The 19,610-nt window shown below is 41.4% G+C and carries 19 protein-coding genes, 1 tRNA gene and 2 pseudogenes; 12 read left to right on the forward strand and 10 right to left on the reverse strand.

From position 1 onward, the window contains the following. Positions 1–94: 94 nt before the first annotated feature. Together V7K21_RS28125 and V7K21_RS28130 are read left to right on the forward strand one after the other, a co-directional pair. Positions 95–238, forward strand: a pseudogene (locus V7K21_RS28125) (Uma2 family endonuclease); the annotation flags it as partial. Between the two features lie 71 nt (positions 239–309). After that, positions 310–990 (forward strand): Uma2 family endonuclease, encoded by a 681-nt coding sequence (locus tag V7K21_RS28130; protein ID WP_335179053.1) that lies wholly within the window; start codon positions 310–312, stop codon positions 988–990. Between the two features lie 172 nt (positions 991–1,162). Here V7K21_RS28130 and V7K21_RS28135 read toward each other — a convergent pair whose 3' ends face one another. Then, positions 1,163–3,859 (reverse strand): CBS domain-containing protein, encoded by a 2,697-nt coding sequence (locus tag V7K21_RS28135; RefSeq protein ID WP_335179055.1) that lies wholly within the window; start codon positions 3,857–3,859, stop codon positions 1,163–1,165. Between the two features lie 563 nt (positions 3,860–4,422). Here V7K21_RS28135 and psbZ point away from each other — a divergent pair. From psbZ to V7K21_RS28170, 7 genes and pseudogenes are all read left to right on the forward strand, one after another. Further along, positions 4,423–4,611 carry a photosystem II reaction center protein PsbZ gene (gene psbZ / locus V7K21_RS28140; RefSeq protein ID WP_298905268.1) on the forward strand — a complete coding sequence of 63 codons (189 nt, stop codon included), beginning with the start codon at positions 4,423–4,425 and terminating at the stop codon, positions 4,609–4,611. 190 nt (positions 4,612–4,801) lie between these two features. Beyond that, positions 4,802–5,380, forward strand: a complete 579-nt coding sequence (gene ribH, locus V7K21_RS28145; RefSeq protein WP_273762652.1) for a 6,7-dimethyl-8-ribityllumazine synthase — start codon at positions 4,802–4,804, stop codon at positions 5,378–5,380. A 398-nt stretch (positions 5,381–5,778) separates the two neighbouring features. After that, a tRNA-Gly gene (locus V7K21_RS28150) sits at positions 5,779–5,850 on the forward strand. 981 nt (positions 5,851–6,831) lie between these two features. Next, positions 6,832–7,239 carry a hypothetical protein gene (locus tag V7K21_RS28155; protein WP_094348002.1) on the forward strand — a complete coding sequence of 136 codons (408 nt, stop codon included), beginning with the start codon at positions 6,832–6,834 and terminating at the stop codon, positions 7,237–7,239. Between the two features lie 4 nt (positions 7,240–7,243). Then, positions 7,244–8,509, forward strand: coding sequence for a glutamate-5-semialdehyde dehydrogenase (locus V7K21_RS28160; RefSeq protein WP_335179057.1), 1,266 nt, complete (start codon positions 7,244–7,246; stop codon positions 8,507–8,509). Between the two features lie 460 nt (positions 8,510–8,969). After that, positions 8,970–9,068: pseudogene (locus V7K21_RS28165) on the forward strand (hypothetical protein); the annotation flags it as partial. Between the two features lie 715 nt (positions 9,069–9,783). Next, positions 9,784–10,635, forward strand: coding sequence for a universal stress protein (locus V7K21_RS28170; RefSeq protein WP_335179059.1), 852 nt, complete (start codon positions 9,784–9,786; stop codon positions 10,633–10,635). 107 nt (positions 10,636–10,742) lie between these two features. Here V7K21_RS28170 and psbM read toward each other — a convergent pair whose 3' ends face one another. The 5 genes from psbM to V7K21_RS28195 form a co-directional block, all read right to left on the reverse strand. Further along, positions 10,743–10,859 (reverse strand): photosystem II reaction center protein PsbM, encoded by a 117-nt coding sequence (gene psbM / locus V7K21_RS28175; protein WP_273762658.1) that lies wholly within the window; start codon positions 10,857–10,859, stop codon positions 10,743–10,745. Between the two features lie 172 nt (positions 10,860–11,031). Further along, positions 11,032–11,328 carry a 2Fe-2S iron-sulfur cluster-binding protein gene (locus tag V7K21_RS28180; RefSeq protein WP_334723811.1) on the reverse strand — a complete coding sequence of 99 codons (297 nt, stop codon included), beginning with the start codon at positions 11,326–11,328 and terminating at the stop codon, positions 11,032–11,034. A gap of 184 nt (positions 11,329–11,512) precedes the next feature. Next, positions 11,513–11,650 (reverse strand): photosystem II reaction center protein K, encoded by a 138-nt coding sequence (locus V7K21_RS28185; RefSeq protein WP_006195022.1) that lies wholly within the window; start codon positions 11,648–11,650, stop codon positions 11,513–11,515. Between the two features lie 78 nt (positions 11,651–11,728). After that, a complete protein-coding gene (gene tgt / locus V7K21_RS28190) occupies positions 11,729–12,877 on the reverse strand; it encodes a tRNA guanosine(34) transglycosylase Tgt (protein ID WP_335179061.1) in 1,149 nt (382 codons plus the stop codon). 129 nt (positions 12,878–13,006) lie between these two features. Further along, entirely contained in the window at positions 13,007–13,459 is a 453-nt protein-coding gene (locus V7K21_RS28195; RefSeq protein WP_335024890.1) for a hypothetical protein, read from the reverse strand. Between the two features lie 377 nt (positions 13,460–13,836). Between V7K21_RS28195 and cobS the strand changes: the two genes are divergently transcribed. Beyond that, on the forward strand, positions 13,837–14,610 hold the full coding sequence (gene cobS, locus V7K21_RS28200; RefSeq protein ID WP_335179063.1) for an adenosylcobinamide-GDP ribazoletransferase: 774 nt from the start codon (positions 13,837–13,839) through the stop codon (positions 14,608–14,610). A 62-nt stretch (positions 14,611–14,672) separates the two neighbouring features. On the opposite strand, the gene V7K21_RS28205 is transcribed toward cobS, so the two are convergent. The 3 genes from V7K21_RS28205 to V7K21_RS28215 form a co-directional block, all read right to left on the reverse strand. Further along, the gene (locus V7K21_RS28205; RefSeq protein ID WP_335179065.1) at positions 14,673–15,128 is read right to left on the reverse strand and encodes a PPC domain-containing protein; all 456 of its coding nucleotides are present in this window, start codon (positions 15,126–15,128) and stop codon (positions 14,673–14,675) included. A 75-nt stretch (positions 15,129–15,203) separates the two neighbouring features. Beyond that, entirely contained in the window at positions 15,204–15,893 is a 690-nt protein-coding gene (locus V7K21_RS28210; protein ID WP_335179067.1) for a ComF family protein, read from the reverse strand. Between the two features lie 24 nt (positions 15,894–15,917). Then, positions 15,918–16,427, reverse strand: a complete 510-nt coding sequence (locus tag V7K21_RS28215) for a GNAT family N-acetyltransferase (protein WP_335179069.1) — start codon at positions 16,425–16,427, stop codon at positions 15,918–15,920. A 1,014-nt stretch (positions 16,428–17,441) separates the two neighbouring features. Between V7K21_RS28215 and V7K21_RS28220 the strand changes: the two genes are divergently transcribed. After that, entirely contained in the window at positions 17,442–17,795 is a 354-nt protein-coding gene (locus V7K21_RS28220) for a hypothetical protein (RefSeq protein ID WP_335179071.1), read from the forward strand. Positions 17,796–18,322: 527 nt separating this feature from the next. On the opposite strand, the gene V7K21_RS28225 is transcribed toward V7K21_RS28220, so the two are convergent. Next, positions 18,323–18,559: a DUF4327 family protein gene (locus tag V7K21_RS28225; protein ID WP_273762671.1), complete on the reverse strand. Its 237-nt coding sequence runs from the start codon at positions 18,557–18,559 to the stop codon at positions 18,323–18,325. Positions 18,560–19,429: 870 nt separating this feature from the next. Here V7K21_RS28225 and V7K21_RS28230 point away from each other — a divergent pair. After that, positions 19,430–19,610: hypothetical protein (locus V7K21_RS28230; RefSeq protein ID WP_335179073.1), on the forward strand; the 181-nt coding region annotated here is incomplete at its 3' end.

A 19,610-nucleotide genomic window follows, 5' to 3' on the forward strand; every position in this document is an offset into this window, starting at 1 on the left:
AAAGCTAAGAACATCGGGAGCCGTGTACACGGAAACGGGTACGCACGGATCTAACTGAGAGGTGCGCGGGATAACACCCGCCATCGACTCAAACATTCTAGAAATTATTTCTCAATCAACAGCTAATACTGACAAGGATTTAAAGTAAAAAATTTCTCAAGATACTTTCTGCACACCAGATTATTTTTGGTTCGACCCCTACACACAAGAATTTGCGGGATTTCATTTAGTAGATGGATAGTATCAACTTTTACAAGCAAGTGAGCCTGCTAAAATAAATTTATAACTACTTGATGCCATATCCATTCTATGACTATTGCTCAAGAATTAGATTCTAAAAAAGGCATCTGCCAAGATGTTATATTTCCCCCTGGCGATTTATATAGTGATGAGCCTCCCTTGGAAACCGAACTGCATCTACGGCAAATAATCCTACTTTTCAAATGTCTGGAATGGCTGTGGCGAGACAGAAATGATTTCTATGCGGCAGGAAACCTGACTATCTACTACAGTCCGCGCCAACTGAAATCGGAACACTTCCGAGGACCAGACTTTTTTGTAGTGCTGGGAACTGAACGTAAAACCCGTAAAAGTTGGGTAGTTTGGGAAGAATATGGCAAATATCCGAATGTAATTCTGGAAATTATTTCAGAATCAACAGCAAATACTGACAAAGATTTAAAGAAAACAATTTATCAAGATACTTTCCGCACACCAGATTATTTTTGGTTTGACCCTTACACACAAGAGTTTGCAGGATTTCATTTAGTAGATGGAGAATATCAACCTTTACAAGCAAGTGAACAAGGATATTTGTGGAGTCATCAGTTAGGGTTATATTTGGGAATTTATCAGGGACTATTGCGGTTTTTTACACGAGATGGGCAACTAGTACCAACACCTGAAGAAACGGCAGAACAATTAGAACAAAAGGGAAAACGTTTGGCAGCAAAACTGCGGGAGTTAAATATCGACCCAGATACTATTTAGACTACTGCCCTAGCATAGTGTGGCGTAAGCATTTGCTTGTTTTTGCAAAGCGTAAATGTAGTGCCATTTATCTTTCAATAAGAATGTTAATCGCATCCTTTAGTTGTAAATATTCCTCTGGAGTGAAGTATTTTTTGGTGTTTGCATAAAAACCAGATATGGGAAATATAAATTACTGAGAATAATGCTTGGCTAAAAACTCTTTAGCCTCAGTTTTACCTTTAATCACTCCATCCAAAGTAGCAGCAACTAGATCATCTAATATTTGCCGATACTGAGGCCCTGGTTTGTAGCCAAGTTTCTTTAAATCATTGCCATTCAACAGTGGCTGCATATTTGCCCAAACAGTGAAATATTCCCAAATCTGATGTCTAATCTCTCGTGGACTTTGCACGGCGATTAAAATCAGCATTGGTAAATCGTACTGTCGCAGCAACTGCACTACTTGACTGGGGGGTTGAAAAGTAGGTAATAATGTCATCACCTCAGTTTGAACTTGAGCTAAGTTCTTCAGCCTAGCAATGCTATCCTCTGGCAATTGCAGATTTTTTGCTACTTTCGCCCGATATTGTGATGTTAGATGGGCGATTAACGTTTCTAAGCGCATTTCCCAATGGATAAGGGTTGGTTGCGGGTCAAATCGCCGCAAGCAGCGTTCTAGCAAGCGTAATTGTCGCAGGAGTTCTGCGTCTAGCTTCAGGGTAGGATGGATACATTGCAATGCCCCTAAGTTATCGAGTAACTGCAAAGCCGATTTCCAGTAGGGGGCTTCGAGAATGTATTTTAATTCTGTTTTCAGTCTAGTTTGCAGGGCTGGAGTTCTGCTATTCTCTCGAGCAGTGCGATCATAAACGCCACTGTTGATGGCATAGCGGATAAACTCTTCAGTTTGCGGTTCTATCTGAAATCCAAAGCGCACGGCAAAGCGTACACCACGATAAATGCGGGTGGGGTCTTCGATAAAGCTGTTAGCATGTAAAACCCGAATTTGCTTGGCTTCTAAATCCAGTAAACCCCCAAAGAAGTCTAGTAATTCACCTGAACGAGGGGTAGTGAGTCGCAAGGCGATCGCATTGATGGTAAAATCTCGACGATACAAGTCTTGACGAATTGAACTCGCCTCAACTTCTGGATTCGCCGCTGGGTAAGGATAAAATTCTGTCCTAGCCGTAGCAATATCTACCCATAGAAAATCTAATTCTGGGTCTTTATGCCACAACAAAGCAGCAGTTTGAAAAGCCCCGTGGATTTCTAAGCGAGCTGCAGGATAAAGTTGTTGGAGTACTTTTGCTAGTTCTACACCAGCACCAACATCTGCTGATTTGTGAAAGCCATCAACTACGAGGTCAATATCTTTAATCATTAAGCTGCCTGCTACCTCAGCTAACAGCAAATCCCGCACCGCACCGCCGACAAGATAAAGATGCCAACCCCGTTTTTCTGCTTCTTGCGATGCTGTGGTGAGTAATTGCCATAACTGAGGAGCAAGTTTATTTTGCAATTGAGGGAGATTAATATTACTTTTTCCCCTCTTTGCCTTTCCCCCTCCTCCGTTTTCATCCCTTTGCTGATGTAATTCCCGCAAAACATCGGTACGAGTGACGATACCAACTAACTGCCCATTTTCCAATACTGGTAAGCGTCCGATATCGTAGATCACCATCACTGACTCAATTTGTGGCAATGTCGTATCTGGTGTAATCGTTTTGAGATTCGTAGTCATGTAACCCTTGACTGGTGCATGACTAAATCCGTGATGCAAGGCGATATCGATATCCCGCCGCGAAATAATACCTACTAGTTGCCCTTGAGCATCGACTACAGATAAACCAGACTGTCCATAGCGTAATAAAATGCGCTGTGCTTCGGCAATTGTAGTTTCAGGCAGAATAGTGCGAACAGGAGAAGACATCAAGTCCCTAGCTGTAAGGGGATGGGGAATTTGCGCTTTTACCCCGTCAAGGAGTTGTTTTAATATTGCCTGCGAATCAACCCCCCTTAGGTTTAGCGATGCGGCTTGTGAATGACCGCCGCCACTTAGAAGTTGGAATAATAGGTTAAGATTCGTTTTGGGAATTTGCGATCGCCCAATTACTGTTAAGCGGGAATCACTTTCGCTCAAAGGATATTCATTGGCTAATAGTATGGCATCAATTTCGGTTAATTCCACGAGTTCTGAAGCCAGACTCGATAGCCCAGGCACAAAACCATCTGTTTTCAGAGTTACCCAAGCAACCGTATATCCATGTAAACAAAGATATTCTAAATTTTCCAGCGATTCAGTTAATAGGTGCTGCAATTGCAAAGACAAGCCAGGGTCACGGTAGGTATAAATTACTGATAAACTGGCACCTTGTTGCATCAACCAAGCCAAAGCCAAGGCATCCCGTGGTGTGGACTGGTCAAAAGTCAAGGAGCCAGTGTCAACATGGATACCCAAAGCCATCACAGTTGCTTCGGTAGGAGTTAGAGAAATTTGCTGTTGTTGCAATAGCTCCACAATTAAAGTTGTGGTGGCTCCTACTGAGGAAATATGCGATCGCTTGGCGGGAATATCTGATTCTTGTCCTAAGTGATGGTCATAAACTATAATCTCTCTTACATGCGGTAAATCTAACCACTCAGCAGCTTTACCCAAGCGATCGCGCTGTTGCGTATCCACCACAGTCAGAGAACGAATTTTTTCTGGATTTACCGAACGGCGTTCAATCAGCGGATATTCATCCCGATGCAATGCTAGAAAATCCCGTACAGTAGGGTGAGAACCGCCAGTCAGGACAATTTTACTTCCCGGTAGTAGCCGCGTTAACCCTACTGCTGCTCCTATTGCGTCAAAATCTGCTGTTGTGTGGCAAAGAATTAAATCCATAGTTAAGAGTCATTGGTCATCGATACTTAGATAAAGGACAAAGGACAAACGACTAAAATGTTGCAATTTTTGCTAACTTAACAACAAGAAAAAAGTGTCAGTGTCGCCCTTTAGCTAAAATGAGCAGAAGCCTCATCCTTTACCCTTCAGAGTCAGCACCCTAATTGTCAAATATTCTGAAATAGATGATCAGGGCGTTGTATGATTTAATTGGTTACTCGCCGTCACGGTCGTTGATATACCTCGCTTACTGCCCTCTGAGAAACCTACTTCAAAGGTTGGACAACGGGAAACGAGTAGACTTCCTTTCAAAGAATGCAAATTTACCATTGGTTGACACATCAGTGCAAAAGTCATCAGCAATTCATCCTGTGTCGTAAAATTTGTGGGCTACGAAAGGAAGAAAAAATCAAACTGTTGGCCGTGGGGCATCAGGAGGACATAAAACCAGAGCTTCTGGAAATGTCCTATGCAATAGCAGGAGTCATACTCGTTGCCTACACTGTACAGCTTACTGTTAGTGTAGGACATATCACTATTTCGCTGTATTGGGAGAAGCAAAAATGACCATAATATTCCAGTTTGCCTTGATAGGTCTAGTCGTGTTGTCTTTTGTCCTGGTTGTGGGCGTCCCCGTTGCTTACGCCACTCCCCAAAATTGGGTTGAATCTAAAAAACTGCTCTGGCTTGGTTCTGGCGTCTGGATTGGTTTGGTATTTTTAGTTGGTTTGTTAAACTTTTTTGTCGTGTAGGCGACGGCTTCACTCTGGCGCAGGCACATAATATAAGAACTAGAGGGGCAGAAAAGCCAAGGTCAAAGATTAAAGGAAAAAAGGAGAGATTTTCCTGTTTGCTTTCTTTTGACCATGCTTTCCTGCTCCTCTACATTTAAATAAGAAATGTATATTGACCGGAAGAAGTATAGTTGATTAAGAGGCAGTCATGGCAGTTTTCGAGGGAACTTTTACTCAAACGGAGCCTTTGCGGTTTGCAGTGGTGATTGGTCGATTCAATGACCTTGTTACCGGAAAACTGCTAGAGGGATGTCAAGATTGCTTGAAACGCCACGGTGTAGACCCTAACCCCCACGGTAGTCAGGTGGACTATGTTTGGGTACCAGGAAGTTTTGAGGTACCTTTAGTAGCTCGCCAACTAGCACTTTCCCATCGTTATGATGCTGTAATTTGTTTAGGTGCAGTCATTAGAGGGCAAACACCCCATTTTGATTACGTATCCTCAGAAGTTTCTAAAGGCATTGCTGCCGCTAGCTTTCAAACTGGGGTGCCAGTAATTTTTGGCATTTTGACAGTAGACACTATGCAGCAAGCCTTAGAACGGGCAGGGATAAAAGGTAATCATGGCTGGGATTATGCCCTAAATGCCCTAGAAATGGCAAGCCTGATGCGGCAATTACGTTCTAATCTGGCAGAGCCATATTCTCGTAATAGCCAGTCTTTGCCGGCCTCTTTTCAAAGTGCCAGTGTCGGCAATTTAACTGTGGAGTCAGAAGAACTGGGCTAATTGACACTCTCAGATATAAAGACAGGCTCGATTCTCCAAGCCAAGCAGGAAAGGGATAGTTAAATATCTCTCTAGACGCTCAAAACAACTATTAGGACGAGAAATATGTAATTACTTGCTCTTTTTGTGTTACGCCTCAATGTGCCTACTAAGTAGCCGAGATTTCTCCAGACTAGGATGCTTCCAAACGTAGATAGTTATTCTTAGGTTGACTGCGACTAGAAGAGCAGGTGGCGTTCGCACGAGTCGTTTGCCTCTGAGCACTATAAGTGATTTTCTCAATTACTGCCTAATCGGATGAGTGCTGAGTTATGAGTTAAAAAACTCGGCGCTCAAAACTAAATTAAGGGGTTGACAATTAGGGATAAATCTGAGAGACTAATATTTGGTTATAAATTGCGGGTATAGCTCAGTGGTAGAGCGTCACCTTGCCAAGGTGAATGTCGCGCGTTCGAATCGCGTTACCCGCTTTGAATTCAAACCTCTTGGAGTTAAAAATACCAAGAGGTTTAGTGTTTTTAGGGTGCGTTGAAGTGTTCGTCGATTCGCGCTGCACCTTTGTGAAATGATTCCAATGTGGACAGATTGAACAAAGAAATCGTCTACTGTCCCAATTTGAATATCGTCCACTCAAATCATTCCTAAGAAATATAAAACCCAGCTTTAGACTAATCTAGATATGCATTAGCTTGGATACAATCTTTATAGGTGTAATTAATTCAGTTTCTGTAAGTAAGTCAGTGAGAATAACTCAAACTATATTAACTACTGTAAAAAATAGTGAAATTAGTTTGTAGTCAGGGCTTTAGCCTTCAAACTAGGGCTAAAGCCCTGACTACAAATCTTTCATTATTTACGCCGACTTACTTAGGGTGTATTACACTGGACTAAAGGTGGCTAGTTAAATAATAGTGTTGTCAAGTGCAAAGGGTCTTTTAGTAGTAAAGTTAGCCACAATGTATTTGGGCAAAGAGTTACACAGACGCTCTGGATGTTTTGGCAATTCCCGCTCTTGAAACGCTTGTGAACTAATTCCAATCTAACCTTGATAACTGGATAATAATATATAGTGACCCAAAGGAAAATCTAGGGTTTATTAGTGTCAGTTGTTTATGAACGTAGCCTTCCCAAACGATTTATTTTAGGAGTGTTCACCACGTAGGCTTAAAATTGTACCAGGTGTGTCAGCACAATAAATCCAAAAACGCAACCATATTACCTTGAAAGCAATAAATGAAGAGAAGGAGATTTTTAAATAAGATTGCCAGTTCGGGGAAAGACTACAAACAGAAAACCTTGTACTGATATGGCAATTAAGATACTTAGAGTCTGCTGCATCTACTGTTTGCATCACCTGTCCATCTTCATAAAGAAAAAAGCCTCTAAGGCATTTATTAAGGGATCATATTCTCGCCGTTTGTGTAAAACACGCTCAAGTTATTAGAACGCTTGTGCAATCTCAAAAACCCGAAAAAATAGACTTCAATACCGAATACCCCTGTCCCTGTCGTCGCCGGGGTCAGTTAATTCCGATTACGCTGACAGAAGCATTTGGTTGCGATCGCTGTCAGCAAATCTTTGTAGTAGAAGATAATGGTCATGTGCTAGAACAGCTTTCTACCACCTATCCCTACAAGCGGGCTTGGCGTTGGATGGGAAATAGTTGGCATGTTGTTCATCCCCGCTTGGGAGAAAGCTATCTGCCTATAGCGCTTGGCATTATTTTCGTGCTAGTGATTATATGGCTGCCATTAGCACTGCGATTGGCAAATGGTTCCAGCATTATTGCTTGGGCAATGGTGGCGGTGCTATTGGCTATTCTGCCAGCATTAATGGTCTGGCTTACCTACAGACGTTAACTCAATGACTGTTGAAGTTTTGGATGATCACCCCGAACCGATTACTAGTGCCCAACGAGCCTATCAAGCCTCCCTAAAGTTGGGGATCACAAAGGGAGCAGACCGGAGTCGTGCAGTACTGGCGATGGCACAAGCCCTTGAGCGCTCATTTGACGACATTCTAGAAGCCAACACCTTGGATTTAGAAGCCAGTCGGGAAATGGCAGTGCCAGAGTTGATATTGGACTGGCTGAAGCTGACTCCCACAAGGCTAGAGATGACAGTAGACATTTTACAACGGTTGGGGGAATTATCAGATCCGCTGCGACGCGTCAGAACCGCTGATTATCAACTGGAAGATTCCCAGAGTTACACCCAGTTAATGCCCTTGGGAGTGATTGGATTTATTTATGAGGCGTTCCCAGCTTTAGGGGCGATCGCAGCGGGTTTTTGTATCAAAACTGGCAATTGTCTAATTCTCAAAGGCAGTACTGAAGCTAGCCATTCTAACGCGGTGATCGCTGAGGTACTGCAAAATGCGATCGCCCAAGTTGGTCTACCTCCAGGGTGTCTAGAACTGATCACAGCAGAACATGGTGCTTCAATTCGGGATTTAGTTACCCAAGATCAGTACCTGAATTTAGCGATTCCCTACGGACGTTCCGGCTTGATACAGCAGGTAGTAAGACAGTCAACTTGCCCAGTCTTAAAATCAGCGATGGGTAATTGTTACCTCTACTGGTCACTCAATAGCAACTTAGAAATGGTGCGCTGGATGATTCTTGATAGCCATCAGAGCGAACCAGACCAAGTTAATGCCATTGAAAAGGTACTAATTCATCGCCAAGCTTTGCGGTCTTCAATAGCCGTTTTGTGGAACAGTTTGAAGGAAAAAGGCTTTAAAATTAAAGGAGATGCAGAACTAGTAGAAGCCTTTCCCCAGTTGCAGCTAGCCAAAGAAAGCGAATGGGGAAACCCTTATTTAACTAGGACAGTAGCTTTTAAACTGGTGGATAGCTTAGAGCCTGCGATCGCCTGGATTAATGAATACAGCAGTGGTCATGCCGACTGCATCGTTACTGAATCCTACCAGGAAAGTCGGCAGTTTGCTTTAGGAGTTAACAGTGCCTCTACTTACATCAACACTTCGCCGCGTTTTTCCCGCAACCCCTCGCGGGGAGATTCAGTATTTCTCGGCATGTCTAACCAAAAAGGTCATCGTCGGGGATTTATCAGCCTGGAAACCTTGACCACTGTCAAGCACATTGTTCAAGGAAATGGCAGGTTTTAAATAATTCGTAATTTATACAGTAAGTATAATTCCGAATTCAGAAGTAAAACAGGCTTTATGGCTGGCTTTGAGACTTAGGTAGTGTACTTCACTAAATTGAAATCCGCTAGAATTCGTAATTCGTAAATTAGAAAAGAGTTTTACAAGAGTGCCTGTAGCGGCAGTTCTATTTTATAGGACTTACGCAAGCGTGAAGAAAAACCAAGCCTTTGCGATTACTTCGCTTCTCTACGAGAGGCTGCGCCAACGCTCGTAATGAGGTAAAATCGTAGCCCGTGCGTAAGTCCTATTTTAATTGAGGTCTTAATCTCCACAAAATTCTGCCAATGCCCCAATTCAATTTTAAACTTAACAAAATCTTAATTTCTACTTGATCCTGGGTTGCTAGGTTCCTTGTGTTTGGTTGAGCAGTAATTGGGAGACCAGTCAAATCAAGTCATTATTTGTGCTTTTCACATTTGTGGTTCATCTGGGTGACTACATCTACGAATACGGCCCACAATCCGGTGGCCCCCGCCAGCATAGCAGTCCAGAAATCATCACTCTTGGCGACTACCGTGTTGTATCAAGCATTGTTGACTTGAATGCCTATGTCAAAACCCTAGCTTCGGTTGTAGTCCAAAACGGACAACCAGGAGCACATCTAAGTTAAACAAATCTTACAAGTAATCAACCAAACCCTCCAAATATAATCTGGGGGGTTTTAATATAGTATGAAATATGACTTCGACTATTAGAACATCCGAATTCGGATGCTATTATCCCACATTCTTCTGGCGTTCGGATATAGCAATCCTATCTAAGTTACTAAAACTGCAATAAAGTTAAAATAAGGCGGAGAATAGGGAAAATTCAGAGGTAGTGTAGACTATTCAAGGCGGAAGCGATCACCTGTTAGAGGTTACACTGAATCAATTTTCCTGAATAGTCATTTCGGCATTTCTTTGCAATACTTAACTGACTTCTAATTAAAAAAAGTGAACATAGATTAAAAATGATAGCTAACATCATAATTTATTAAGTTCTTCAGGCTAAGTTGAGAGTATGCTTAATAATTGAAGTCTAATTGAGAATTTTAAGTAACTAGGTGCAAAGAAACTTAAACATTTGTTGAGTTTTTTCTACTTTGCCATTTATTTGAATGTTAAATACTAAAAAACAAAGTTTATTTGTGCCAACTTATTAATTAGGTTGTCGAGCAAGGTAGTAAAAATCTGACCATAGCAAAGTACTAACAGCGAAAACAAAAGTAAACTTCACAAAAAATACGTAAAATGATCAGAAGAATTTTGCTGGCTGTATCGCGATTGGGACACGCAGAAGAAATGCTCAAAACCCTGAAAGAAATCCCTTCAATTCAATCTGCAAAAGTTACAATTTTGCATGTTGTTCCGGCACAAAGTACTGCTACTACCATGACAGCTAAATGGGAAAATGGTGGTAAAATTCTGGCGAATGCAATTCAAACTTTGAACTTAGATCCTAGTCAGGTATCTTCAATTTTGCGTGAAGGCGAACCCAAAGATGTAGTTTGCCAAGTAGCTGATGAAATCGATGCTGACTTGATTATTATGGGTTCACGCGGACTTAAACGTCTGCAATCGATTTTATCGAACTCAGTCAGTCAGTATGTTTTCCAACTATCTTCTCGCCCCATGTTGCTGGTAAAAGATGACATTTATGTCAAAAGAATTAAGCGCATTATGGTGGCAATAGACAACTCTGATTCTGCAAAAAATTGCTTAAAATTAGCACTGTTTTTACTGCGAGATATTCAGGGCGGCCAGTTAATCTTAGCAAATATTGGTACAGATTTAGGCGGTAAAAGATCGGAAATAACTGAGGTTAACTCAGAGAAAAATCCAGTTTTAGCAGCCGCAGTTGCAGAAGCTCAAAAACAGGGCATTCAATCTCGTTCTTATATCAGCAGTGGTAAACCTGGTGAAGAAATTTGTCGGTTGGCAGAGGAGTTGAATATAGACTTATTATTACTCGGTTCCCCAGATCGTCGTCCATCGATCGCTAAGAGTTTTGTTGATATAGACCGACTCATCGGTTCTTCCTTGTCTGACTATGTTCGAGTTAATGCCACTTGTCCAGTACTGTTAGCGCGAACAATTGCTTAAGCTCAAGGGTTCTGAGTGCTTTTTATTTGATTCAGCACTCAGTTAGCATGATAAATAAAAACCCCTACATTACTAATGTAGGGGTTATTTATTTTATACACAAGCTCTTAACTATCTTTTCCACCTTGTCGGCTAGCAGTTTGGATGTACAGAATTAATAAAAACACAGCGGGAACCAGTACGAACAAAATGCTCGCTATGAACCCCAGGTCATTAACTTGCATGGCAAGAAAGCCTCTCTTAATTTTCCAGTCAACAAGATTAGGATAGCATCATAAATGACAGAGTTATACCAATTCAAAATTCAAAATTCAAAATTCAAAATCAGGAAACTCAATTTTGGTAAGTATTTTGACTACTGACTGGATAAAAATTGAAAATGGCAGATTTGAGAACTTAAGGTTTGGTGACTACACTGACTGAGCCATTCACTAAAGTTTGACAGGCAAGACGGTAATTTTCTGGCTTTTTTTTGAATTTTCGGTTCTCTACATCTGTGCGGGGGGAAAGATTTTCTAGTCCTTCGACTATCTCGACAACGCAAGTGCCACACTGGCCATTACCACCGCAATTCGTCATCTTGCCGATCAATTTATATATATCAATGCCATTTTGCATCGCTTTCAGCCGGAGATTAGCACCATCCGCCACCACTACTTCCTTATTTTCTTTAACGAATTTGATATTACCCATAACTGAATTTCTCCTTGACTCTAAGCTTGGCTTTCAAGGCTTCATATTGACATGGCTTGATTCAAATCTTATTATTATATTAATTCATTACAAAATATTAATAAATATTAATTTTAGAAAACATGATGCCACAAAAAAATAGGACAGGTGTAACATCTGTCCTATAAATTGAAAATAGATTAACTTACCTAAATCCCACGGCTGCTTGCCAAACGAAAGCAAGCAACAAAAAGAATACGGGAATAACTGGGAGAACGTCCACCAAGGGATCGAAGATTTGGTAAGCTTCAGGCAGTTTTGCTAATAAAAGTGCTGCTTCCATGTTTGTTTAAATCCACCTATCCAACACAGCTTTCATAATTGAGAAGTATCTTAACATAGTTTGGGTCTTGGTCATTGGTCAATAGTTATTTGTCATTTCTTCCTCATCTGGTACTGATTCAGATGAGTTGAGCCAGTGACCAAATTCTGTGGTGAAGCGATCGCTCAATATTGCTTTTCTAATATGCTGCGTAAAGCGAATTAGTTCGGTAATGTTGTGAATGCTCAACAAGGTGTAAGCTAAAATCTCCTGTGATCGCACTAAATGAGATACATAAGCACGGCTAAAATTTTGACAAGTGTAGCAGGGGCAAGTTTCATCTAATGGCGTAAAATCTTCACGAAACTTAGCATTTTTTAAATTCCAGCGTCCGCCGTGGACTATTGCTGTACCGTGTCTTGCCCAACGGGTGGGAATTACGCAATCAAATAAATCTACACCAGATGCGATCGCGATCGCCATTTCCCGATAAGTACCGACACCCATCAAGTAACGCGGCTTTTGCGGGGGTAGAAGCGGTGCTGTGACTTTTACAATCTCAGCCATCAATTCTGGTGGTTCTCCCACACTGACGCCACCAATGGCATATCCAGGCAAATCTAACTTAGCCAAAGCTTCAGCCGCACGGCAACGCAAATCCAAATATACGCCCCCTTGCACAATCCCAAACAAAGCCTGCTCACTGTTTTTATGAGCCGTTATGCAGCGTTCTAACCAGCGGTAAGTGCGCTCAGTTGCAGTTTCTACCTCTTGACGAGTAGCTGGGTAGGGCGGACACTCATCAAAGGCCATAATCACATCTGCCCCCAAAGTATTTTGAATTTCAATGGAGCGCTCTGGTGTTAAGTTAATAATTTGTCCATCATGGGGTGAGCGAAAAGTGACACCTTCTTCAGTAATTTTTCGCATCTCGCTTAAGCTGAATACCTGAAACCCACCCGAATCTGTGAGCATTGGGCCGTTCCAACCCATAAATTTGTGCAACCCACCACCTCCAGCCACGATCGCTTCCCCTGGTTGTAGATGAAGATGATAAGTATTGGATAAAATCATTTGCGCCCCAGTATCTCGTAGCTGAGATGGGGTGAGAGTTTTGACATTCGCCAGCGTTCCTACTGGCATAAATCTGGGGGTTTCTACAACACCGTGAGGAGTGAAAAACACTCCTGCTCTAGCTTTTGTCTGACTACAGCAAGCAAGACATTCAAAGGAAAAATTCGCACTCATGCCATTTTATATTTTTGAAAATGCGCCTATAGGACTTAGGCAAAACATCCGAATGTAGGGGCAATTCATAAATTGTCCCTACATAAATAAAGCGCAGCCTCAGATAAAATTGGTATAGTAGTCGCTATTTTAGAAAGAATCAGAACAGTCATCGTCAATTTCTGCATCCCATCTGGCTGAGAGGACTTGCTCCATCATCGCTTCTATGGCGCTGACATTGAAGTTTCGCTCTCGTCGCTCTTGTAAAGGAGTTGAGCGGGGAATCAACCGCAGACACACTCCTTCTTGCATCAAATCGAAGTGGGTTTCTTGTTGCGGTGACTGTTTTAGTTCCAGGTAATCAAAACTACAAACATTTAAGTATAACGCATGGTTAGCCACTAAGGTAGACCTTTGTGGATTAGCAAAAACTTCCATCACATCCCCTTCACCCTCGCTCAATACCTTATCTTCTTGGGTGTAGATGTAGTGGACTCGACCTAAATCTGCCAGCAATCGCCGGATGTCAAGTTTATTCACAATGATGCCCGTGTTAATAATGCACGGAGCTGGTATCCTGGTGTCGGGTAGATGGTGACTCATAGGAAAATAGCGATTGAGCTAAGGAGAGCGACAACATAGCTAAACTGTCATAATTGAATAGCTTGTTTACTCCTACATTTAAAAAAATATCAATTTTGTGGGGCAATCGTCTAAATAATTTGGAGTAAGTTTTTAGTTAAGGAATACAAAATACAAATTTTGATTGCTGATGGAATTTTAATTTCCGGAATCTTTTGTTTCTTGTATAAAGAATACTCAATATTATTTAATCACTACCTAGACCAGGATAACAAAATTTTCAGTAATAATCTCTAATAGAAGTAAATCTTATTTAAAGCTTTAAAGTCTACTGATGTTGAATTGTACTAAAATTATCACTTTTATCCAGCAATTAACCAAATATTAATGTAAGTAAGATGACGAAACAGCAACAGTGGTGGAAAAAGCTGCTGTTAAAGCTGGCAGCTAGTATAATCTTCTACACTAGTATTCCCCTACCGGATTTGAACGGATTAGACTTTCGGGGAGTGGCACGGCTTGCTTCGCTTGTAGGGTTGATAATTGGGGGAATTTTAGGGTTACTGGATACGGGGATGGATTATATTGGTATGCCCGTGCTAACTCGTAGTACTTTAGTAGTAAGTGTTTGGATTGCCATTACTGGAGGACTACACTTAGATGGGGCAATGGATACTGCTGATGGTTTGGCAGTAGGCGACCCAGATCGGCGACTGGAGGTAATGGCAGATAGTGCTACAGGTGCCTTTGGGGCAATGGCAGCGATCGCCTTGGTGATCCTGAAAATAACAGCCTTAACAGATATGCCAGAATACCGTTGGTTACTGTTGATGGCTGCTTGTGGGTGGGGACGTTGGGGACAACAGGTGGCGATCGCGCGATATCCTTACCTGAAACCAACTGGCAAAGGTGCCTTTCACAAACAAGCCATTCGTTCTTACAAAGATTTGTTACCGGGATTATTTTTGTTGTTTTGTTTAAGTGGTTTACTTGTACTAATAGATAAACAGCAGCTATTTCTCGCACTGACAATGATAATTGCTGGAAGTGCGATCGCCACTTTAACAGGTGCGTGGTTCAACCACAAATTAGGCGGACACACTGGAGATACCTACGGCGCAGTCGTCGAGTGGACTGAAGCCTTATTTCTTTGCGTGCTGACCACTTTTTAAGAGATAAAGGAGATGAGGGAGCAGGGGAGCAGGGGGGAAATAACCAATGCCCAATACCCAGATCATTTAATTGGTTGCAGCTTTGTCACCTTGAGTTTAAAAACCCCAACCCCAGTTTCCCCAAAAGAGTGAACACGAATAACATAATTCCCTGTCTCTACGATGCGGGTAAATAGTAGGGAATTGCTACTACCATCAGGGCCATCATCATTTTCTGCCAGAGTCGATCCATCAGGTGCCAGCAGTGTGATGATGCTGTCAAAGTTTTCAGATGACAGGTCAACTGCTAAATTATCGCCCTTCTGTAACTTGACTGTGTAATCACGAGCAAACCCACCTTGACCTGTGGGAATGTCTTTATCTGAGAGGCTATCAGTAATTTCAGTACTGTTAGATAAAGGAATTGGACTATACAACTTATTTTGAGCAAAAGCAGCACTTGTACTTATGCCTATTGCCAGCAATGTGGCAGGAATGATGATGAGTTGTTTTAAGCCTGCCGCAAAAACTTTATTCATACATTTCAAGCAATTTTTTCCACAAAAATAGGGTAATTCGGTCAATTTATACACTTATATGTCAAAGCTTGCCGATTAATTCTGGATTGATCCGTCTTTGACGGTAGTGGCTACTGCTACTAATCCTAAGACCACAATTCCATACTGACGAAGTGTTTGCACAGCAGACCTGGCAGTAGCACCAGTAGTATAAATGTCGTCCACTAACAGCACTGGAACATTTGGAGGACGATGGCGAAATTCTTGACCAACAGCAAAAGCTTTAGCCAAGTTTTTTTCTCGTTTAGATACTGATAACCCAAATTGCGCTTCAGTTTCTCGCACTCTTGCTAAACCGTTTAGTTTCAATTTTAATCCAGTTATTTCGCAGAAGCTTTGTGCTATCAGTGCGGCTTGATTGTATTTACGCTGCTTTTGCTTGCTAGGGTGCAGTGGAATGGGAACTACCACAGGTTGGCTATCTAGCCTCGGTGAATTTAACAACCATGCTTCTCCTAACCATTGACCAAAGGGACGAGCTATTTTGGGTTGATTTTCGTATTTCATCGCCGCGATCGCTCGTTTCACGGGGCCACCATATTCCCCCCAGCAAAATACTGGTATTGGTTCTTGCCACAGAGAAATCGGGTCTTTTCGTTGACATTTTTGCAGTTGTCTAGTGCAGTTATGACAGAATTCTTCCGAGGTTGCACGTTGGCACAGAGGGCAATGGGATTGGAGAAAAAGATTGAGTAAGCCTGTGAGATTTTTAGTCCAAGTGTGCATTTTAAGAATTAGGAGTTAACTCCTTTAACTGTTGTGCAGTAACTTAACATACACGCGATGCCTGCGGCTGGCAATGCCAACGCAGCCTATTGTTTCCACACCTGTTGCTGGAGTGTAGCCGTTGCTTTCATACAGCTTGACTGCTTCCACTAAAACGCTGGCGGTTTCAATCCAAATTTGCCCAAAACCACGATCTGCGATCGCTGCTTCTAGCTGTTGTAACAAATATTTCCCCAATCCCAAACCCCTGATGCTGGGCAAAAGATACATTTTGCGGATTTCTACAGCTTTTTCGCCACGGTGTATGGGGTAGTATGCCCCAGTACCTACTAACTGGCTTTGGTGTTCAATTACCCAAAACTCTCCCCCAGTAGCTAAATAATATTCCTCTACTCGCAGTACATCTCGGTCAGCGCCGTTTGGTTCCCAACCCAGACCGTATTCTGATAATACATAACTGATGACTTCGGCGGCTCTGGTGCGATCGCTTTCCACCCAATCACGAATTAAAAAATCTTGATAATAGTTTTTCATTACCATTTGCTAGTCAAGTTTACACAGAAAATTTTTCCGCATCTATATCCCAATTTACCTAGCAAATAGCAATTCTTGCAGAGTCGATTTCAGGCGCTACTATCAAGGCGTGAATTGTGCCAGTGTTGATAAAAGTCATCTTTAACAAATAAATTGGCTGTAGTTTTATTTAGCAGTACAACCTCTAGTTATGTGTCGAAAAATACCTGACTTAAGAATAAGTGTTGCTTATACCATTTATTTGTGAGGCTGCGCCAAATTTTCTTGGCTTCTTATTTCTTTCTTTGTGTCCTACCCTGCGGGAAGCCACTTCGTGTCTATGCGTCCTCTGCGGTTCGTTCCTCATGTAGTTTGGTGCATCTTCATACAGAATTGGTATTATTATCAATAACTAAAGGCGATCACGAACTCAAGAACTCTTTGAGCCTGAGCGAGGCAACCAATACGAAGTTGATATCAACGTGAATAATCTTTTTGATGTGGAATACTATGAGACTGCTACAAGACGAACCCTCGTCTATCCAGGCGCACGGGTGAATGTGCAGGCAACGATTTCCTACGAGTTCTAAATCAGGTGCTTCGTTCAAAATGCAGGGAAGTGATTGATAATCTCATAAAGATGGGAGTTTTAACTCGCTTGCTTTGTTGGTCGTCGGCTGAACAACTTGTCCTAGCACTCGTTTTATGAACAACGCTTTAAATAGAAACTGCATTTTTTCTGTTAAGGCACTTACAAGTAATAAAATACTATGAGCATAGCTTTCGTCCTCCGGGCGAAAGCGCCAAAATCTCGTCGTTTTGGCAACAATATCCTTGAAACGGCGCTTGCTTTTATTTTTGTTGAGAGTTGATATTTGAAATCTATAAACCCAAACAAAAGGTGTTTATGAAAATACCTTTGCCTGGCTTTACTTAATCTATTGTTATTGAGCGTTTTGACATTCACACTTGCTTCAGCTTGTGCAATAATATTGACCACAGTGTTACTTATCAAAAAGTTTTAATAAAAGACATATGTCTTCAACTCCTCTAACCTTGAACCTAATTGAAGGTTCTGTCTCCTTCAGTTTTTCACCCCAAGCAGCACGAGAATTAAAGACAGCGACGGATAAACTGATGGAGCGCTTGAAAGCTGTCGCCGCTAAACCTACTCCTGGCGGCGGTAAAGTCACTCCCCAGCCTCCCCTGGAATATCGTTATACGGATGAAGTATTTTTAGAAATTTTCTGTAATCCTAATATCTGGCCAACACCCTTCGCAGCCAAAGTTTTGCTGACTGTCCGCAACGTCAACATCCGCTTGACTACTGAAGCTGAACTTACCCGCATCATTGAAGACATTAATCAGTATTTAGAGCAAGTAGGATAATACTTCTGATGATTTTTTATGCTTTTGGAGATTTTTAAGAAAGAACACTATACAAACTTTGGATTTTGCGAAAGTTGAGCCAGCTGCTTGTAAAGGCTTTACGCTGCGCTATCTGTTGTATCAACTGGTGTCGGTTAGCCCAACTTAGCAAACTTTTCAGCACGGATTTTGGCTTTAAACAGCAAGCAAACTATTGCTTACTTGAGGAAAGCGGTGTAATGAATTGCGAGTCAAAAGTGAAGTTCCTCCACTTTTATTCAGATCAATGTAGGAACTTCACAGAATCTACACACTAGACTCAAGCTGTAGCACCAAATATACAGAACAAATGGTTCTGATACTTACTTAAACTTGAAAAATTGTATAAATTCAGACTTCAATACTTCTGTGTTAATGAAAAACGCAAGATTCTGTATGGGGCAATGCTCATCAAAAAGCAGAGATTATTCCCCAGATTAGGCGTCAAATAGTTGATGGTGACACATCAAAAACAAAGTCCCAATTCCAAATCTGAAATCAAACATTGATTAATCGTTGTCCCACTGTTCACGACCAATTAGGTCGCCAATGCGATCGCGTAACAAAAAGTCACATTTCTCTAATTCACATTCAACACAAACCCACTCTCTCGCTGGAATGTATTGACAGAGGGTATATATTGGCTGTTGTCTGCTAACCATTCCCTTTTGCACCAGTCGGCGTGCTTCGTCTTGAATCACATCTAGAGAGTAGTAATTGATAAAAGGCACCGTATTCACACTCATGGTTTTTACTCACAAATTAACACTTACGATAGTGTTCCCGTTAATAATTAGGAACAAACATTACAGAAATTAGACTTGTGGCTAGGATTTTGTAGTTTGCTATACGGAACTGTTTTTATTTTGACGCCACATATCCGGAAAATATTTCAAGAAATGTTAAGGAAGTCAATAAATCATGACATTTAGCGAAAATCCGCTTTACAAAAAAAATTCTAAGTAGTTAACTTAACCTGCTATGATGGCTGGATGATTTTTATTCAACAAGTCTAAAAGTATTGCCATCACTGAATTTAGGCAAGATTTTGCAGGTAGGAATAATTCATATCGCGACGCCGATAGCGTAGCGTTAGCGACGCAGGAGCGTCATAGCTCGCCGCAGGCATCGCTTACATATCAAATAATCACCTTAAAGCCGGATCTAGAACTGCTGGTATTTATCTAAGGGTAAACAACACAAGAATATTTGTCAGATATTAGGGTATAAAGTGTTGCAAAACATAACGGTTAAAGTACATTACGAAGGCTTTTATCCCAGCATTTATTAACAATTTATTAAGTAAATACGTAATATATTGGTTATTTTCAGCACTAATATTATCCAGTTTTCTTTTGATAAACATCTCTAAAAGGGTGGAGTAATACTAATTCGTAATTAGGACATACTTAATAATTCAAAATTCAAAATTGTTCGTCCAACCTCTGGTAGAAAAGAGAGTTTCAGACTCTTATTTAAACCCTGACTGAAACTGAACGTGAGCTAGGTGTAAACGTTGGCGTTAGCCTCTCTCAAAAGGAGAAGGGGTCTTAAACCCTTTGATTTACGATAAACAGAAAGCATATACATGCAACTACTGATCGCTGAAGTAGATTATGGTTACATTAAAACAGACGCGATCTAGTCACGTCTGTAAACTGTTTGGCGGATTTGCTGAGATTAATTGTTCTGAAATTACATTGTACGCCTTATGTGAATTAAGCCACAGGATGCTGTTCAAAAGTAAGAACATCAATACCAAAACGCTGGCGCAGAAAAATACGCAGAGTATGACTG

It is taken from the genome of Nostoc sp. (assembly GCF_036919595.1).
Classification (GTDB): Bacteria; Cyanobacteriota; Cyanobacteriia; order Cyanobacteriales; family Nostocaceae; genus Nostoc.

What these genes read in the sequence shown, in the direction of transcription:
- V7K21_RS28185 (WP_006195022.1), bottom strand. Translation starts at nt 11,650, where the DNA reads ATGGAAGCAGCACTTTTATTAGCAAAACTGCCTGAAGCTTACCAAATC.
- psbM (WP_273762658.1), bottom strand. Translation starts at nt 10,859, where the DNA reads ATGCAAGTTAATGACCTGGGGTTCATAGCGAGCATTTTGTTCGTACTG.
- V7K21_RS28180 (WP_334723811.1), bottom strand. Translation starts at nt 11,328, where the DNA reads ATGGGTAATATCAAATTCGTTAAAGAAAATAAGGAAGTAGTGGTGGCG.
- V7K21_RS28160 (WP_335179057.1), top strand. Translation starts at nt 7,244, where the DNA reads ATGACTGTTGAAGTTTTGGATGATCACCCCGAACCGATTACTAGTGCC.
- V7K21_RS28135 (WP_335179055.1), bottom strand. Translation starts at nt 3,859, where the DNA reads ATGGATTTAATTCTTTGCCACACAACAGCAGATTTTGACGCAATAGGA.
- V7K21_RS28220 (WP_335179071.1), top strand. Translation starts at nt 17,442, where the DNA reads ATGTCTTCAACTCCTCTAACCTTGAACCTAATTGAAGGTTCTGTCTCC.
- V7K21_RS28130 (WP_335179053.1), top strand. Translation starts at nt 310, where the DNA reads ATGACTATTGCTCAAGAATTAGATTCTAAAAAAGGCATCTGCCAAGAT.
- V7K21_RS28195 (WP_335024890.1), bottom strand. Translation starts at nt 13,459, where the DNA reads ATGAGTCACCATCTACCCGACACCAGGATACCAGCTCCGTGCATTATT.
- ribH (WP_273762652.1), top strand. Translation starts at nt 4,802, where the DNA reads ATGGCAGTTTTCGAGGGAACTTTTACTCAAACGGAGCCTTTGCGGTTT.
- V7K21_RS28205 (WP_335179065.1), bottom strand. Translation starts at nt 15,128, where the DNA reads ATGAATAAAGTTTTTGCGGCAGGCTTAAAACAACTCATCATCATTCCT.
- psbZ (WP_298905268.1), top strand. Translation starts at nt 4,423, where the DNA reads ATGACCATAATATTCCAGTTTGCCTTGATAGGTCTAGTCGTGTTGTCT.
- cobS (WP_335179063.1), top strand. Translation starts at nt 13,837, where the DNA reads ATGACGAAACAGCAACAGTGGTGGAAAAAGCTGCTGTTAAAGCTGGCA.
- V7K21_RS28215 (WP_335179069.1), bottom strand. Translation starts at nt 16,427, where the DNA reads ATGAAAAACTATTATCAAGATTTTTTAATTCGTGATTGGGTGGAAAGC.
- V7K21_RS28210 (WP_335179067.1), bottom strand. Translation starts at nt 15,893, where the DNA reads ATGCACACTTGGACTAAAAATCTCACAGGCTTACTCAATCTTTTTCTC.
- tgt (WP_335179061.1), bottom strand. Translation starts at nt 12,877, where the DNA reads ATGAGTGCGAATTTTTCCTTTGAATGTCTTGCTTGCTGTAGTCAGACA.
- V7K21_RS28170 (WP_335179059.1), top strand. Translation starts at nt 9,784, where the DNA reads ATGATCAGAAGAATTTTGCTGGCTGTATCGCGATTGGGACACGCAGAA.
- V7K21_RS28225 (WP_273762671.1), bottom strand. Translation starts at nt 18,559, where the DNA reads ATGAGTGTGAATACGGTGCCTTTTATCAATTACTACTCTCTAGATGTG.